This is a genomic window from Grimontia kaedaensis (genome assembly GCF_023746615.1).
Lineage (GTDB): Bacteria > Pseudomonadota > Gammaproteobacteria > Enterobacterales > Vibrionaceae > Enterovibrio > Enterovibrio kaedaensis.
This window is the reverse complement of the sequence record NZ_CP082276.1, coordinates 1,283,636-1,297,876: the sequence shown is the minus strand read 5'-3', so window position 1 is coordinate 1,297,876 and position 14,241 is coordinate 1,283,636. Positions and strand designations below refer to the sequence as shown.

Below are 14,241 nucleotides of genomic sequence, written 5' to 3'. Positions count from 1 at the left end.
GTCCCTTTAACATCAGGCCAACGCCTGATGTTTTTGTTGTCCGCAAATTGAGCTAATCCCACTGAAAGTGGCAAAAACACTGAAAATTAGGGCTGATTTCCGGACTTATCAGGAGAAAGGCATAAGCCGATAGGGCGAGGAACAGAGTCTTTTTAAAGTGTCTGTCCCCATTAGTTCTTTGCAGTATGTATGCTCCGCAATAATTATAAAATGTGCATGACTTATTAGTATCTGCTCCCTCACTCTTTAATATTGCGTGGGCGATTCCATAAATTCGTTGATAATCTGTAATTGTAATGAGCAACTCAATTCCCTCTATAAGTAACGTTGTCTTTCTTAAAGTACCTGTCCCTGTAGTCCAACCATTAATAGAGCACCTTGGTATTGAGCCAAGGCAGTGGCTAAAAACAGCATCGCATATTGAAGTCGGAAATATGATGGGTACTGAGACTTCAGTCAAAGCGGCTTTGCCACTTCTTCATCGTCAAAGAGGGTCGGGTATACGTTTGCCCGATAGCTAATTTACCGATTTCAACCCACGGGAAGGAAGGATAGGCACGTTAAGGAAAAAACCTAAAAGTGTCTATCCTTATTAGTTCTTTATTTTTTACGTGTTTATGCTTGGTTATCACCAATAACTTGGAATGAACCCATTTCTTGCACTGGCATGTCAACAAGAATTGGAAGCTTATAATTCGAGCCACGATATGTAAGCTGAATTTTCATTTCACGAATTCCACACCAAGAGCCAACTAACCGCGCTTCCTTATTTAGTTGAGATGACAAAGGCGATGTGTTTTTAAATTTTCCTTCATGAATTCGTCCCATTGAGTCACTTTTCAAATCGTGAATTTCCACTCGAACCATTTCACCAGAAGGTAGAGTCAAGTCTGCTGTAGTAATCATAGATTCCTCGATATAAGTTTACTAAAATACAATATTGAAACCCTAAAAATGCCTGTCCCCATTGGCTTTTATTAAATATTTTCTTCAAGATTGACTTCTTTGGTGTTAAAATAACGCCCTGACTCTGATGTTTGTTGAATAAAATCGGCTGTTTTTACATTAAACCCTTTTTTAGCGTAATCCTTAGCAACAGAATCTAAGTAGTCATCGTGGACACCAAAACTAGCTAGTTTTAACACCTCAGCACCAACGCGAGTTAACAAGTAAACGTTCGCTTCTACAGTTTTATTTTTATCCTCATGCTCTATGAGGATAATTTTGTTACTGGCGACTAGGCCCTTAAAATACTTACTTTTATCTTGTGTTTTATAAGTGGTAGTTAGACCGAGAGCCTCCACTCCTGAAAGTATTCCGATATCTTGCAAAAATAAGAGTTTTGAAAAATATAGCCCATCACCTTCTAAAAACTCTTCTTTTTCTCGGTATATTCTACCGTCAATAACAAAACGAGCAGCCTTGCTGATTAATTCAGCTTCAGATTTGGACAAGCCCTTTAAGAACTCCAATGTACGCATGGAGTAAGATCCAGGCTGCTTAACTTCGCCAGCTAATATTCGCCCCCAAAGGTCTTGTAGTTCTTTACCAGAAACTCTTCCAGCATAGTCTCTCCATGAGAAAAGCCAATCATCCTCAATAAGAGTATCAGACGGTTCTTGCTGATCTTGGCTTAATATGTTTTCTGCAACTAATATTGATTTAGCAACGTTCGTTTCCTTCCGGATTGACTCAGAAAAGTCGTTATTACCAACAGCTGTAGCTAATTCTGTAAGGTCTATGGTGGGCTCAACACGGCCTTGTTTATCTATTTTGTCAGATGGAGCGTTTAATAGTTTAACTTCTGGTTTTAGTTGGAAGCTTGATCTTCCAGACTTTATTGAATCGACTTCAATTTCAGCTTGCGCTAATGCAAGCATTTCTTTACGTCGAATCTCTACTCTCGCATCTGCCAAGCGTTTCTCTTGCCATGGTACTAGCAATGAGCCAATTCCTTTTTCAGCAAGTGTTTCCCACATTTTTAAGAGTAATTTCTCTCCGGGATAATCCATAAATCTCCTTGATGCTTAACGCCGCGTCAAGTAGTGAGCAACGCCACCACGAAAATTAACCATGCCACCGTAAACTCAAAACCCAACGATGGTATGAAAAATGCAATGCGTTGGGAATCTGTCTTAAACGCTTTGTTAACTATCTTTTAAGTCGACTAAGCTGAACAAGTACAGTGCAGCAAGTGCTTCTGTGACCTTAATGCACATGGTCAAATACTCTTTGTAATCGCTGCTAACTGCATCGCCATTGTTCTTTTTATACGAAATTTTAGATTTTTTAGAGCTATATACCATATTGTTATGAAATGACGCATTTCTTAGATGATTATCATAGCATTCTGACAATTTTAGTAATTCAGCATTTCCTGCTAAGCACCTCAACTTATCTCCGTTACCGTTATTGACATACTTGCTTAAAGAGTCAATTCGTTCAAACGAGTGAGGATTACCTCGTACGATTGAGTTATTCAGTCCTGCAGGAATGAATAAAAGCTTAGCTAAAGCTTCATAGGCTGAACTGTAATATTTTTTCGTTCGATTAAAATTTGTTGAAGATACTTTGACGCGCCCTGAAATTTCAATACCTCTATTAAGATACGTAAACACTTGCGAAAACTCACTAAAGGAATCAATGAACTCTTCAAATATATCGAATACATTTACTGACTGAGTCTTACCGAATTCAATCAACTCAGTTAGGTCACCAGCTTGCGCCTGAGCTGATTGTAAATTTTGATAAATCTCTAAACCATATGAACCTATAACATAGTTGAGAAATTTTTCCTTGTAGTAGTCCTCATCCATTCCAGTTTGTTCTTCAAATACCTCCACATTTTTCAAAATGTAGTTATCAGCGAGATCTGCTTTTCCTTTATTGAGCAACGACCAAATTTTAAGGTAAAAACGCATTATCTCACTGTTGTAATTATCGTAAGTCGCACGGTGAGCAATAATACCATTGCTTTCTAGCTCCTCCAGCTCCTCTTGCATTCGCTGCATTTCCAGAACATTTGAAAGGGTAGCTGTAATAATATCACCAGCTTCAACAACTTTATGTCCGACACCAAAATCTGGGTTCAGGTGAACTTGTATAGCATCCCCATACTCAAAATTAGCTTCGACACAGTTCTTACCATATTTATATTTCACATCAGTAACGGAGTGCATGTTTTCTAAACCAAATTCCATTTCCTCCTCACACTCAGTGCATGGGAATATGTGATTTTGACTATCTTCACGACCAAGCGTCACTTTCAGTAAATGTTTAGTTTCGCATGTATCACATGCAACTCTCGGAGTTATTACCATTATTTTCCTCGTACTAATTTGATAAAGATAGTTAACAGCTTATTAGCAGGCATAAAGCTCGTTTAGTCCAAAAGCGGGGCGCCCGATTAGTTCGTGTATCCCTAGACATATCCGCTACACATTCCCAATAAGTCAGTGTGTTAAGGTTTTATGCCTCTTTTCGCCATGTCAAAAACGGGCGTCCCGGAATGAAAACGCTCAGTTTTTGACTATGAGCTTCCAGCAGCCGATTTACTCAAACAATGTGTTTGATCTGTCGGCTTACTTTGGAGCCAAGCCACCACCCTCTGCCCCTTAAAAAACAACACCCCATCTCTGTCCAATTTATCCGGCGGAATGTACCACAAAGTGCATAAGTGAAGGCACGACTTAGTTCGCAGTCGTGGTGCAAGTGGTGGGAGTTTGTTCAAAAAATTTAGAAGGTTGTATATTGAGAGGAATATCGACAGCATTTCGTTACACTGTCCGAGCCCAAAAATCAGGTGTACGCCTCAACAATAAGTCTCATCTATGGAATAATCTCGCCACACATTCATGGACTGATGGAAAAGATGTCGTTGTTTATGCGTTTTTTCTCCCGCGCAATTGCCGCTTTTTTGCTCTTACTACTCGCACCAACTGCCTATTCCGCCGCACCTCTCGATCTTGAGGGCGTCGACAGCGACCGAAACACTTTTGACCGCCAAAGAGCGAACGTCAGCGAACCTATCTGCCGCAACAATCTGCGCACCCAGTTGCTTGCCCAGCAAATCGCATTCAGCGACAGCGAAAACTCGGCAGAGGAACGTCGCCTAGCGGAAGAGAGTATCGATTATGCCCGTGGGGTGTTTGAAGAAAGTCAGAGCTACTGCGAAGCCAGTTTTGCGCTCACAGAGTTTTTAGACAGGGATTTGCTGGATAAGGCGCAGGTGCCGAAGTCCGGACAGGTTCAGAGCTTCGACCCTTAACGCCTGAAAAGAAGATAGGGGTTCTACATCACTCTTGGAGATGTGTGCTTCTTGCGATATGCCAAGGGGCTGAGCCCTTTGATGCGTCGGAACTGGCGGCTGAAATTCGCCAGATTATGAAAACCCACCGTTTGGCTAATATCGGCAATGGTATCGTCTGAATCACTCAGCAATACACAAGCGCGCTGAATGCGCACACGGTTTACAAAGTCGGTGAATCGGTGTCCCGAAGATTGATGGAAAAAGCGCGAGAAGTAGGATTCTGTCATCCCCAGTTTATCAGCCACGGTTTTCAACCGGATGGGCTGCTGGTAGTTCTCCATCACGTAATCCACCACTTCATTTATGCGGGTCTGAAGCGTACCTGCATCTTTCACCGCGGAAGCTGGCATGCTTGAAAGTAAGCGGGTGCTGCCTTTGCTCAGGTAATCAATAAACGACAGGAAGTTCACCAGTCGTGTCATGCCCGAACTTTCCCTCACTTTAATAAAGTGCTCGACCGCTTTGTCGAAAGGTACATTCAAAAACTCGATACCCATTTTCGCCTGTTCAAGCAACGGGGTGAGCTGCGTGAGTTCGGGAAAAGATTTGGCGGCGGTGTTGAACAAGTCCGGTTCGAACAAAATCACCATATCGCGTAGCTGATGGGTTTCACCGGGCGATAAATTACTTTCCCAGTTGTGCGGGAGCCAGGGGCCAACTAAGGTGAGCTGGCCGGGCGAGAAGGGCCCCAGGTGGTTGCCAATCATGGCTTTGCCGTTGGTTTTAACAATCAGATGCAGTTCATATTGCTCGTGAACATGCCAGTGAATGCTGTGATGAGGCACCCCATGTTCTTTGTAGAATATGGACTGCTCCTCAAACTGTATGAATTCCCAAACGGGATCCTTGGCTGCAGACATAAGCTCACCTAATCCTTTTCGCGCGCACCCATTGTTGGCTCAAGCCGTCGGTAATAATCGGTAAAGATTTGATATTTCTCCCGATGATACGCCTGACGGTCCGCCTTTGGCTGGAACGCTTCCGAGACAGCCGGTGTGGTACAGACTTCTTCCAGTCTTCCGCCCTGTACTGAGATCATAGCCAATCTGGCTGCACCCAGCGCGGGGCCAGTTTCTCCACCGACATACTGGTTGATTGGCACTTCCAGCACATCAGCAATCATTTGAAGCCAGTATCGGCTGCGCGCGCCGCCCCCAATGGCGCCCAGTTCCTGAAACGGCAAGCCATCTTCTGACAGGGCGTTTAAACAATCCCGTAGGCTGTAAGCAATGCCTTCGAGGATAGCTTGTGTCATATGGTGGCGTTCTGTGGTGGAAGTAACGCCTTGAAAGCTGCCCGTCGCAAAGGGATTATTGTGCGGAGTTCGCTCGCCGCTGAGGTAAGGCAGGAACATTTCTGAACCATTTTCAGTGTCATGTAACTCTGCTTCTTCCAGCAAGTTTGGCACTGACTGACCGCAGATAGACCCAAACCACGCCAGTGGGCTGGCGCCATTGAGCAGACACGCCATTTGATACCAGCGGTCTGGAATCGCGTGGGCAAAGGCATGCACCAGCTTTTGTGGGTTGGCGACATAGCGCTCTTTCGCCACGAAGATTTGGCCGGAGGTACCGAGCGACACAAAGGCGTCGCCTTCGTTGATCGCCCCAATGCCAATGCCTCCGATGGCAGCATCACCGCCGCCGCCACAGACGGGCGTCTCAATAGAAAGGCCAAACTCCAAGGCCGTTTCTACCGTTAGCGTGCCACTGATTTCGTTACCTTCAATCAGCTTTGGCATGTGCGCGGTCGTGATGCCACTGGCAGCAAGGACGTTTTCATCCCAGCTTCTAAGGTGTTCGTTCAACCACAAGGTGCCCGCCGCGTCGCTGACGTCGGTACAAAGCTCGCCAGTCAGTTTCAGGCGCACGTAATCTTTCGGCAGAATGACTTTGTGGATTTTGCTGAAGTCTTCCGGTTCGAATTCTTTCAGCCACAGTAGCTTTGGCGCAGTAAACCCGGGCATAGCAGGCACGCCAGAGCTTTCGCCAAGGTGAGGAAGCTGTCGGTTGAGGGTGTCACACTCCTTAAATGCCCGTCCGTCATTCCACAAAATGGCAGGGCGTACGGGATTGTTCTGTTTATCAAGGCACACTGCGCCGTGCATTTGGCCGGAAAGCCCAATCGCTGAAACCGCACTCCATGCGTAAGACTGACGGGTGCGGATTTTAGTCATGGCAGTGCGGGTGCCCGTCCACCAGATTTCCGGGTTTTGCTCGCGCCAGAGCGGGTGAGGTGAGTCGAAGCCATAAGACTCTGATTGCGAGTCAAGCACTTCACCGCTTTCGCCCATCAGGATAACTTTAACGGCGGAAGTGCCAATATCAATGCCAAGGTATGTGGCCATAGGCTCAGCTCATTACGTTGCCGCCATCGACATTGTAGGTCTGGGCGGTGATGTAATCAGAAAGGGAAGAAGCCAGGAATAGTGCGGTGCCTGCGATATCGTTTGGCACGCCCATGCGCCCTAATGGCACTTCTTCGCCCACCAGTTTTTTCTTTTCACCAGGTTTTCGGTTTTCATATTTGGCAAACAGGGCATCGACATGATCCCACATCGGCGTATCCACCACGCCGGGAGAGATGCCATTAACGGTAATGCCGTGTTCCGCCAGCGCGAGTGCTGACGATTGGGTGTAGCTGATCACTGCCGCTTTGGTCGCGCAGTAGTGAGCCACTAGGGCTTCTCCCCGACGGCCCGCCTGTGACGCCATATTGATGATCTTGCCGCCTTTGCCTGCTTCAACCATGGCTTTAGCGACATCCTGCATTAGGAAGAACATGCCTTTGACATTCACGTTGAACAGTCTGTCGAACTGTTCTTCTGAGGTTTCCAGCAGTGGCCCCATGTCGAATATCGCAGCGTTGTTGAACAAAACGTCAATGGCACCAAACTGCGAAATCGTCGATGTCACCAAATGATGCCGTGCTTCTGTGTCGGTGATATTGCAGTGATGGTATGCCACGTTTTCACTAAACTGGCTTTGCAGAGCAGCCACGCCCGGCGATGGGTCCAAAGGAATATCTGCAATCACACACTTGGCACCGCTGGCGAGGTAGGCGTATGCCACCGCCAGTCCGATGCCGCTGTTGGCACCGGTTAGCAGTGCGACTTTTCCCTCAAGTAATGGTGCGTCATTTTGTTGTAGTGATAGTGTCATGGGTAACGTTCCTGATAGTCATCAAGCGTTTGTTTGATTTGTTCTTCGAGCTGTTCTCCAAAAAGTGGGAAACGTTTGTTCAGCCCTTGCCAGATGTCGGGATCGGCAAGGAAGGCCTTGACCGGATCGGACTCCTGCATCCACTTCTCAGCGACGTGGAGATAAGGATCTTTATAGTTGAATTGGAATCGGCCGTTGAGATACAGAGCGAGAAAACAGTACCAATAGCTGACCAATGTCATCGCCGCGGTTGGAACATATCCGCGCTCAAGATTTAATTTGATGGTGGGCAAAATAAACTGCGGGAACTTGCTGATACTGTCCATCGCGATTCGTTCAATCGAATCGGCGATAAACGTATTGCTGAACCGCAATACAATGACTTGGCGATAATTTTCCAAATCAAAAGGGTGTTCATAAATAGTTGGGATGACTTCGCGTTGATGGTACTGCTTGAGCAGTTCATTCAGGTTGTCGTCACGTACATTTTCGTCATAGGTTTTGTAGCCGCGCAAGGCACCGACATAAGAAAGCCCAAAGTGTCCGCCGTTTAGGATGCGGATCTTAGCTTCTTCGAACGCATGTACTTTATCTGTGAAGGTGACGCCGACTTTTTCCAGTGGCGGAAATTCAGCGGCAAATTTAGATTCAATCACCCACTGCTCAAAGTCTTCCCCCATGATAGGGCAAAGGTCCTTTTTACCGACAACCCGGTCAATTTCCTCGGCCAAGTCTTTAGGTGGAACAGGAGTAATTCTGTCCACCATTGAACAAGGAAAAGTGACGCCGTCACTAATCCATTGTGTTAAATCATCTAACCCTGCGGCTTCAACAAACTGAGCGAAGGCATGTTCAAGTCGGTTGCCGTTATCGCGAAGGTTGTCGCAGGTGGCAACGGTAATCGCGCCATTGGCCATTTTCTGTCGAACCATTAGCGCCAGCGTTAAATAGCCAAACAGGGTTTTCGGTTTGCCATTGCCCGACTTCACCACTTGAATGTCATGGATTATCTCAGGGTGGGTGAGATTGAGGTCATTGGATTCAGTCAGGTAGTAGCCGCCTTCTGTCACCGTAATCGTGATGGCTTTGACGGCATCATCGTTAAAAATAGTATTGATGATTGAAGGGTCGGAGGACGCATCCTCAACCCTATCAATACTGGTAATTTCAATGAAATCAGCATTGCCATCCGGCGCGATGCGTTTGAAGTGAAATCGCCCATTTTGCTTACTTAACGCCTCTGGAATGGCGCGGGTTTCTTCCCGCAGATTCACATCGGTGTAGTACCAACGTTCCTCTTCTGGGAGCTGTTGGTTAAGTAAGTGCAGATAGTAAGCCTGATGTCCGCGATGAAACGCACCGATCCCAAAGTGGACTAGGCGGTTATGCTCAGACATGGCTGACTTCTCCATAAATGTTCACGGCATTTTCGTTGGCATCGAACAGATATACTCGGGATGGATCGAGCTTGACGCCGATGACTTCGCGCAGCTTTGGTGTGTATTTCGGGTCGGCACGCACCACCACTGTTTCGCCGCTCATGGTGCGAATGTAGGTCAGGGTTTCAGAGCCTAATTGCTCGATCACTTCCACATCGCCTTTCATATCGCCTTCTTCCGATGAACAGAAGGTGAGGGATTCAGGGCGGAAACCGATGGACTTGGCACCCACGGCTGATTCCTCAAACAGTGAAGGATCGAGCTGAATGTGGGCATCACTGTTGAATTTAACGTTCAGTGAATCGTGGCTATTGATCGCCGTATCCACGGGCAGCACGTTCATTTTTGGTGTGCCGATAAAGGTGGCGACAAACTGGTTGGCTGGCTGGTGGTAGAGCTCCAACGGCGTGCCGATTTGTGCCACTTCACCCTGACTCATGATCACCACTTTGTCAGCGAGGGTCATGGCCTCGATTTGATCGTGGGTAACATAAATCATGGTTGCACCAAGCTCCTGATGGAGACGTGAAAGCTCAATACGCATTTCTACACGCAGCGCGGCATCCAGATTGGAAAGGGGTTCATCGAACAGAAACACTTTTGGGTTTCGAACGATGGCGCGACCAATCGCTACACGTTGGCGCTGACCACCAGATAGCGCTTTGGGTTTTCTGTCCAGAAGGGCATCAAGCTTCAGCGCTTTGGAAACCTTGGTCACTTTCTCCTGAATTTCTGTTTCCGGACGCTTGGCCAGTTTCAGCGCGAAGGACATGTTGTCTTTCACTGACATGTGCGGATAGAGCGCATAACTCTGGAACACCATCGCCACATCACGTTTGGATGGATGGGTTTCGATGATCGATTGACCGTCTAATTGAATGTCGCCATCTGAAGAGTTTTCCAACCCGGCGATGGTGCGTAGCAGTGTGGATTTACCGCAGCCTGACGGCCCAACGAAGACGACGAATTCGCCTTTCTGAATTTCAAAATCAATGTCTTTGAGCGCCAGCGTGTCGCCGTATTTTTTATATAGATGATTGACTTGTAAGTAGCTCATTTTACAGCCCCAAAGGTTAATCCCTGAACCAGTTGTTTCTGACAGAACCAACCGAGAATGACGATAGGCGCACAGGCCAAAGTAGAGGCGGCAGAAAGCTTCGCCCAGAACAGTCCCTCCGGACTGGAGTAAGTAGAAATCATAGTGGCGAGCGTGCCTGCGTTTGCCGAGGTCAGGTTGATTGACCAGAAAGCTTCGTTCCAGCTCAACACGATGGAAAGCAGCGCGGTTGAGGCAATACCACCTAGTGACAGCGGCAACAGCACATAGCGAATCTCGCCCAGTGTGTCAGCACCATCCAGTCGTACCGCTTCAAGGATGTCTCTCGGAATGTCTTTGAAATAAGAGAAGAGCATCCAGACCACAATCGGCAGGTTTATCAATGTGTAGATAATGGTCAGCGCCAAGGTGGTATCGAGTAGTCCCATCTTCTGGCAAAGGATGTAGATAGGCACAAGTACACCAACGGCTGGAAGCATCTTGGTGGATAGCATCCAGAGCAACATATCCTTGGTGTGTTTTTTGGGGTAGAAAGCCATCGAATAGGCCGCTGGAATGGCAATGATCAATGCCAGGATGGTCGAGCCAAATGCCGTTATAACGGAGTTGATGGCGAATTTCAGATAGTCACTGCGCTCCTGAACCAACCCGAAGTTTTCTATTGTCGGTTCGAAGATAAAGCTGGGTGGTACCTCAATCGCTTGCTGCTCCGTTTTGAACGCGGTGATCAGCATCATCAGGATTGGGAAGAAGACCAGCAGCGCCAATGCCCAGCAAATGATGGGACGCAGCCAGCCTGTTTGATCGATTAATGAAACATGTTTAGCCATAACGCCCCCTTAGGTCACCAGGTTCTTGCCGATCGCGCGGATCAGGAAGAATGCGACGATATTGGCGAGTATCACGGCGATAAGACCGCCAGCAGACGCGACGCCTACGTCGAATTGCATCAATGCCTGCCCGAAAATCAGGAAAGCGAGGTTGGTGGATTCATAACCTGGACCACCGCCAGTGGTGACGAAAATCTCGGCGAAGACGGAAAGCATAAAGATGGTTTCAATCATCATGACCACGGCGATTGGACGCGCGAGATGGGGCAGCGTGAGGTAGCGGAATACCTGCCAGCCGGTTGCACCATCCAGCAGCGCCGCTTCTTTCTGCTCGTGGTCCATGGATTGGAGTGAAGTAATAAAGATCAACAGCGCAAAGGGCATCCACTGCCAACTGATCATGGCAATGATTGAGCCGAGCGGAAATTGTTCAAGCCAGTCAACTGGCTGTAAGCCCACACTTTCCCAGAGTGCGGCCAGCACGCCGTACACCGGGTGCATCATCATGTTTTTCCAGATGAGTGCGTTCACGGTTGGCATGATGAAGAAGGGGGAAATCAAGAGTACGCGTGCCACGCCGCGACCGAAGAAGGGTTTGTCTAACGCGATGGCGATAATGAGTGCGCCAACGACGGTGACAACCAGCACCATGCCGACCAGCGTCAGGGTGTTGATGATCGCAGGCCAGAAAGCTTCGTCCGTGTAAAAAAATTCGAAGTTCAACGAACCAATGTATTCGTTGTCTCCCGGGTAAAGTAAGTTATATCTGATGGTTGAGAAATAGATCGTCATGGAGAGAGGAACGATCATCCAGAGCAGCAAGCTGACAAAGGAAGGCGCAACCAACAGCCGAGGCAACCATTTTTGCATTAGAAATTACCAGTACAGCTGAGAAGGAAAAGCCGGGCAGATGAGTGCCCGGCAATGAGGTACTTACTTGTAGTAGCCAGACTTGCGCATCTCGCGATCCGCAGACTTGTTGGCATTTTTCAGTGCCTGTTCAACAGATACCTTGCCAGCCAGTGCTGAGGTGAACTGTTGGCCCGCTGCGATACCAATCGCTTGGAATTCAGGGATAGCAGCAAACTGAACACCTACGTATGGGGTTGGTTTCAGGGTGCTGTTTGCTGGGTCTGCTGAGTTGATTGCTGCCAGTTCTGCTCCAGCGAATACTGCGGCTTCCTGGAAGTTAGGGTTGTCGTAAGTTGACTGACGGGTACCGGTCGGTACGTTCGCCCAGCCGTTCTCTTTCGCGACCAGATTGATGTAGTCCTTAGACGTTGCCCAAGTGATAAACTTCTGCGCTTCTTCAGCATTTTTGGTTGCTGCAGGAACTGCCAGCGCCCATGCCCACAGCCAGTTTGCACCGCGGTCTGTCACAGCAACGGGTGCCTGTGCAAACGCCACTTTGTCAGCCACTTTGCTCTGCTTAGGATCTGAGATGAAAGACGCTGCGATGGTGGCATCAATCCACATACCGCATTTGCCTTCGTTGAACAGTGCCAGGATTTCATTGAAGCTGTTTGAGCTTGAGCCCGGAGGACCGTAAGTGCTCAGCAGGTCAACATAGAAGCTTACGGCGTGGTTCCACTCTGGCGAGTTCAGCTGTGGTTTCCAGTCTTCGTCAAACCAGCGCGCACCAAAAGAGTTTGCCATGGTGGTGATGTACGCTGCGTTGTCGCCCCAACCTGGCTTACCGCGAAGGCAGATACCGTAAACGCCATTGTCTGGATCGTGAATGGCCGCAGCAACGTCACGGATATGACCCCAGGTGGCGCGGTCAGGAACCGTCATGCCTGCTTTGTCGACCAAGTCTTTGCGGTACATCACCATGGAGCTTTCGCCATAGAATGGCACGGCATAGAGTTTGCCGTCGTAGGACAGGCCAGCTCGCATTGCAGGTAACAGGTCATCAACATCATAGGCAGCATCGGTTTCGACTTCCTTCAACCAGCCTTTTTCGCCCCAAATTGGGGTTTCGTACATACCGATGGTCATCACATCAAATTGACCGCCTTTGGTCGCGATGTCAGTGGTCACACGCTGGCGAAGTACGCCTTCTTCAAGCGTCACCCAGTTGAGTTTGATATCAGGATTTTCTTTTTCGAACTCTTTGCTCAACTTTTGCATTTCAATCATGTGGCCGTTGTTCACCGTCGCAATTGTCAGCTCAGTCGCCGCAAAGGTGAAGGCGGAAAAGGCCGCGCAGGCAGCAGCAATCGTTGTTAGCGTTTTCCTTGTAGACAGCATTATTACGTTCCTCTTTGATAAAAGATGTACTTCGAACGGGTGTTAACATCTGTACAACAATAGAAGATCAAAAAAAGGCAACTTAAAACAAAAGCGGTGCATAAAAGTACTTTTATGACAAGGGAATGATGAAATTTTTACTTTCTGAATTTAACAAAGTTGCAAAATATGGACGAAAAAGTAAAAAGGCTGCCTTTTTATATAGGCAGCCTTTTGGGTTTCGAAAGTGGAGGATTTTTTAGCAGTGTAAGGCGCTGGAGTCTGTATCCGAGAGCAGGTCTTCAGCAATTGTAACAGGAGGCTGTTTTAAGACTCTTTCACAGTACATGGTCATGAAGTCTTCGCGAATAAGTTGTTCCAATTCGGTGGCACGTTCGGTTGGACAGAACAAACGAACATGGACCTGCGGGTCGCCCATCTCTGTTGAGGTGACATGAATATGTGGGTCTGCACCCGGTAGATCAACGCCGGCGTGTCGCTCAATGACATGGTTGTAACGCGTGGCTACCTCATAGAAATCTTCACAGTGATCGTCGATTCTCGCCAGCAAGCTTGGTACCAGTGGGTAAAGGTTCGCGGTTTCTTTCACTGTGATATTAAATTCATGATAAACATAGCGTTTCATGAAGTTGAGATTCTTCACGGGCGTGGTGAAAAACAGGCTGTTTGGGAAGGTAACCGTTTTGCCAGTGTAATTGTAGGTGCCGTGGTGAAGGTCAATCTCCTGAATTTTGGTTGCCATCAAATTGTGTTCGATAACCTCACCGCAGAGTGAGCCAACTTCAATCCACTCGCCGATTTGAAATGATCGGGAACTGGCGCGTTGGATTGAGCCAGTAAAACACAAAATGATCTCTTTGGAAGCCACGACGACGGCAACCGCTATTGCAGTCAGTGATAACGCGAACTCGTTGATTTCTGAGCGCCAAACCAAAAACATGACTAAGAGAAGCATGGTAAAAGAGCCGTTTTTGGTGCGGGAGATCCATTTGCGTTGTTCTTCGCTCAGGAAGTTGGAATCACCCCAGATTAACTTGATCAGCAAACGACGGATCAACATAAATATGGCGATCACAACGAGGGTGAAGAGAAATTTGTGTTCCGTAAAAAAGGAGATAAGAAACTCTAGCTGTTCCACAACAATATCCTGATTGTTTTTATGACGATGCTCGGTAAATGAGTATGGCGCATTCCA

General features: G+C 47.5%; 14 protein-coding genes. 1 reads left to right on the top strand and 13 read right to left on the bottom strand.

Translation table 11 applies throughout. The features are described from left to right. Positions 1-52: 52 nt before the first annotated feature. The 4 genes from K6Q96_RS24965 to K6Q96_RS22725 form a co-directional block, all read right to left on the bottom strand. Complete coding sequence (locus K6Q96_RS24965) at positions 53-304, bottom strand: DUF2026 family protein (protein ID WP_353621791.1); 252 nt, start codon at positions 302-304, stop codon at positions 53-55. Positions 305-615: 311 nt separating this feature from the next. Then, the gene (locus K6Q96_RS22735; RefSeq protein WP_251880383.1) at positions 616-906 is read right to left on the bottom strand and encodes a hypothetical protein; all 291 of its coding nucleotides are present in this window, start codon (positions 904-906) and stop codon (positions 616-618) included. Positions 907-977: 71 nt separating this feature from the next. Next, positions 978-2,012 carry a DUF2806 domain-containing protein gene (locus tag K6Q96_RS22730; protein ID WP_251880381.1) on the bottom strand — a complete coding sequence of 345 codons (1,035 nt, stop codon included), beginning with the start codon at positions 2,010-2,012 and terminating at the stop codon, positions 978-980. 135 nt (positions 2,013-2,147) lie between these two features. Continuing rightward, entirely contained in the window at positions 2,148-3,200 is a 1,053-nt protein-coding gene (locus tag K6Q96_RS22725) for a hypothetical protein (RefSeq protein ID WP_251880378.1), read from the bottom strand. Positions 3,201-3,871: 671 nt separating this feature from the next. On the opposite strand from K6Q96_RS22725, the gene K6Q96_RS22720 reads away from it, so the two are divergent. Continuing rightward, positions 3,872-4,267, top strand: coding sequence for a hypothetical protein (locus K6Q96_RS22720; RefSeq protein WP_251880376.1), 396 nt, complete (start codon positions 3,872-3,874; stop codon positions 4,265-4,267). Positions 4,268-4,290: 23 nt separating this feature from the next. On the opposite strand, the gene K6Q96_RS22715 is transcribed toward K6Q96_RS22720, so the two are convergent. The 9 genes from K6Q96_RS22715 to K6Q96_RS22675 form a co-directional block, all read right to left on the bottom strand. Further along, entirely contained in the window at positions 4,291-5,169 is an 879-nt protein-coding gene (locus K6Q96_RS22715; RefSeq protein ID WP_251880374.1) for a helix-turn-helix domain-containing protein, read from the bottom strand. Positions 5,170-5,177: 8 nt separating this feature from the next. Next, complete coding sequence (gene xylB, locus K6Q96_RS22710) at positions 5,178-6,656, bottom strand: xylulokinase (RefSeq protein WP_251880373.1); 1,479 nt, start codon at positions 6,654-6,656, stop codon at positions 5,178-5,180. 4 nt (positions 6,657-6,660) lie between these two features. Then, complete coding sequence (locus K6Q96_RS22705; protein ID WP_251880371.1) at positions 6,661-7,470, bottom strand: L-iditol 2-dehydrogenase; 810 nt, start codon at positions 7,468-7,470, stop codon at positions 6,661-6,663. Then, the gene (locus K6Q96_RS22700) at positions 7,467-8,867 is read right to left on the bottom strand and encodes a mannitol dehydrogenase family protein (RefSeq protein ID WP_251880369.1); all 1,401 of its coding nucleotides are present in this window, start codon (positions 8,865-8,867) and stop codon (positions 7,467-7,469) included. The genes K6Q96_RS22705 and K6Q96_RS22700 overlap by 4 nt, the downstream gene beginning before the upstream one ends. Continuing rightward, positions 8,860-9,966, bottom strand: coding sequence for an ABC transporter ATP-binding protein (locus K6Q96_RS22695; protein ID WP_251880366.1), 1,107 nt, complete (start codon positions 9,964-9,966; stop codon positions 8,860-8,862). Before K6Q96_RS22695 ends, K6Q96_RS22700 begins: the two co-directional genes overlap by 8 nt. Then, positions 9,963-10,796, bottom strand: a complete 834-nt coding sequence (locus K6Q96_RS22690) for a carbohydrate ABC transporter permease (RefSeq protein WP_251880365.1) — start codon at positions 10,794-10,796, stop codon at positions 9,963-9,965. Before K6Q96_RS22690 ends, K6Q96_RS22695 begins: the two co-directional genes overlap by 4 nt. 9 nt (positions 10,797-10,805) lie before the next feature. Further along, on the bottom strand, positions 10,806-11,654 hold the full coding sequence (locus K6Q96_RS22685; protein ID WP_251880363.1) for a carbohydrate ABC transporter permease: 849 nt from the start codon (positions 11,652-11,654) through the stop codon (positions 10,806-10,808). Between the two features lie 75 nt (positions 11,655-11,729). Continuing rightward, positions 11,730-13,046 (bottom strand): ABC transporter substrate-binding protein, encoded by a 1,317-nt coding sequence (locus tag K6Q96_RS22680; protein WP_251880361.1) that lies wholly within the window; start codon positions 13,044-13,046, stop codon positions 11,730-11,732. 238 nt (positions 13,047-13,284) lie between these two features. Then, positions 13,285-14,184 (bottom strand): mechanosensitive ion channel family protein, encoded by a 900-nt coding sequence (locus tag K6Q96_RS22675; RefSeq protein WP_251882379.1) that lies wholly within the window; start codon positions 14,182-14,184, stop codon positions 13,285-13,287. Between the last annotated feature and the right edge of the window lie 57 nt (positions 14,185-14,241).

Coding starts and splice junctions, on each gene's coding strand:
- K6Q96_RS22735 (WP_251880383.1), bottom strand. CDS start 906: ATGATTACTACAGCAGACTTGACTCTACCTTCTGGTGAAATGGTTCGA.
- K6Q96_RS22730 (WP_251880381.1), bottom strand. CDS start 2,012: ATGGATTATCCCGGAGAGAAATTACTCTTAAAAATGTGGGAAACACTT.
- K6Q96_RS22725 (WP_251880378.1), bottom strand. CDS start 3,200: ATGGAATTTGGTTTAGAAAACATGCACTCCGTTACTGATGTGAAATAT.
- K6Q96_RS22720 (WP_251880376.1), top strand. CDS start 3,872: ATGTCGTTGTTTATGCGTTTTTTCTCCCGCGCAATTGCCGCTTTTTTG.
- K6Q96_RS22715 (WP_251880374.1), bottom strand. CDS start 5,169: ATGTCTGCAGCCAAGGATCCCGTTTGGGAATTCATACAGTTTGAGGAG.
- xylB (WP_251880373.1), bottom strand. CDS start 6,656: ATGGCCACATACCTTGGCATTGATATTGGCACTTCCGCCGTTAAAGTT.
- K6Q96_RS22705 (WP_251880371.1), bottom strand. CDS start 7,470: ATGACACTATCACTACAACAAAATGACGCACCATTACTTGAGGGAAAA.
- K6Q96_RS22700 (WP_251880369.1), bottom strand. CDS start 8,867: ATGTCTGAGCATAACCGCCTAGTCCACTTTGGGATCGGTGCGTTTCAT.
- K6Q96_RS22695 (WP_251880366.1), bottom strand. CDS start 9,966: ATGAGCTACTTACAAGTCAATCATCTATATAAAAAATACGGCGACACG.
- K6Q96_RS22690 (WP_251880365.1), bottom strand. CDS start 10,796: ATGGCTAAACATGTTTCATTAATCGATCAAACAGGCTGGCTGCGTCCC.
- K6Q96_RS22680 (WP_251880361.1), bottom strand. CDS start 13,046: ATGCTGTCTACAAGGAAAACGCTAACAACGATTGCTGCTGCCTGCGCG.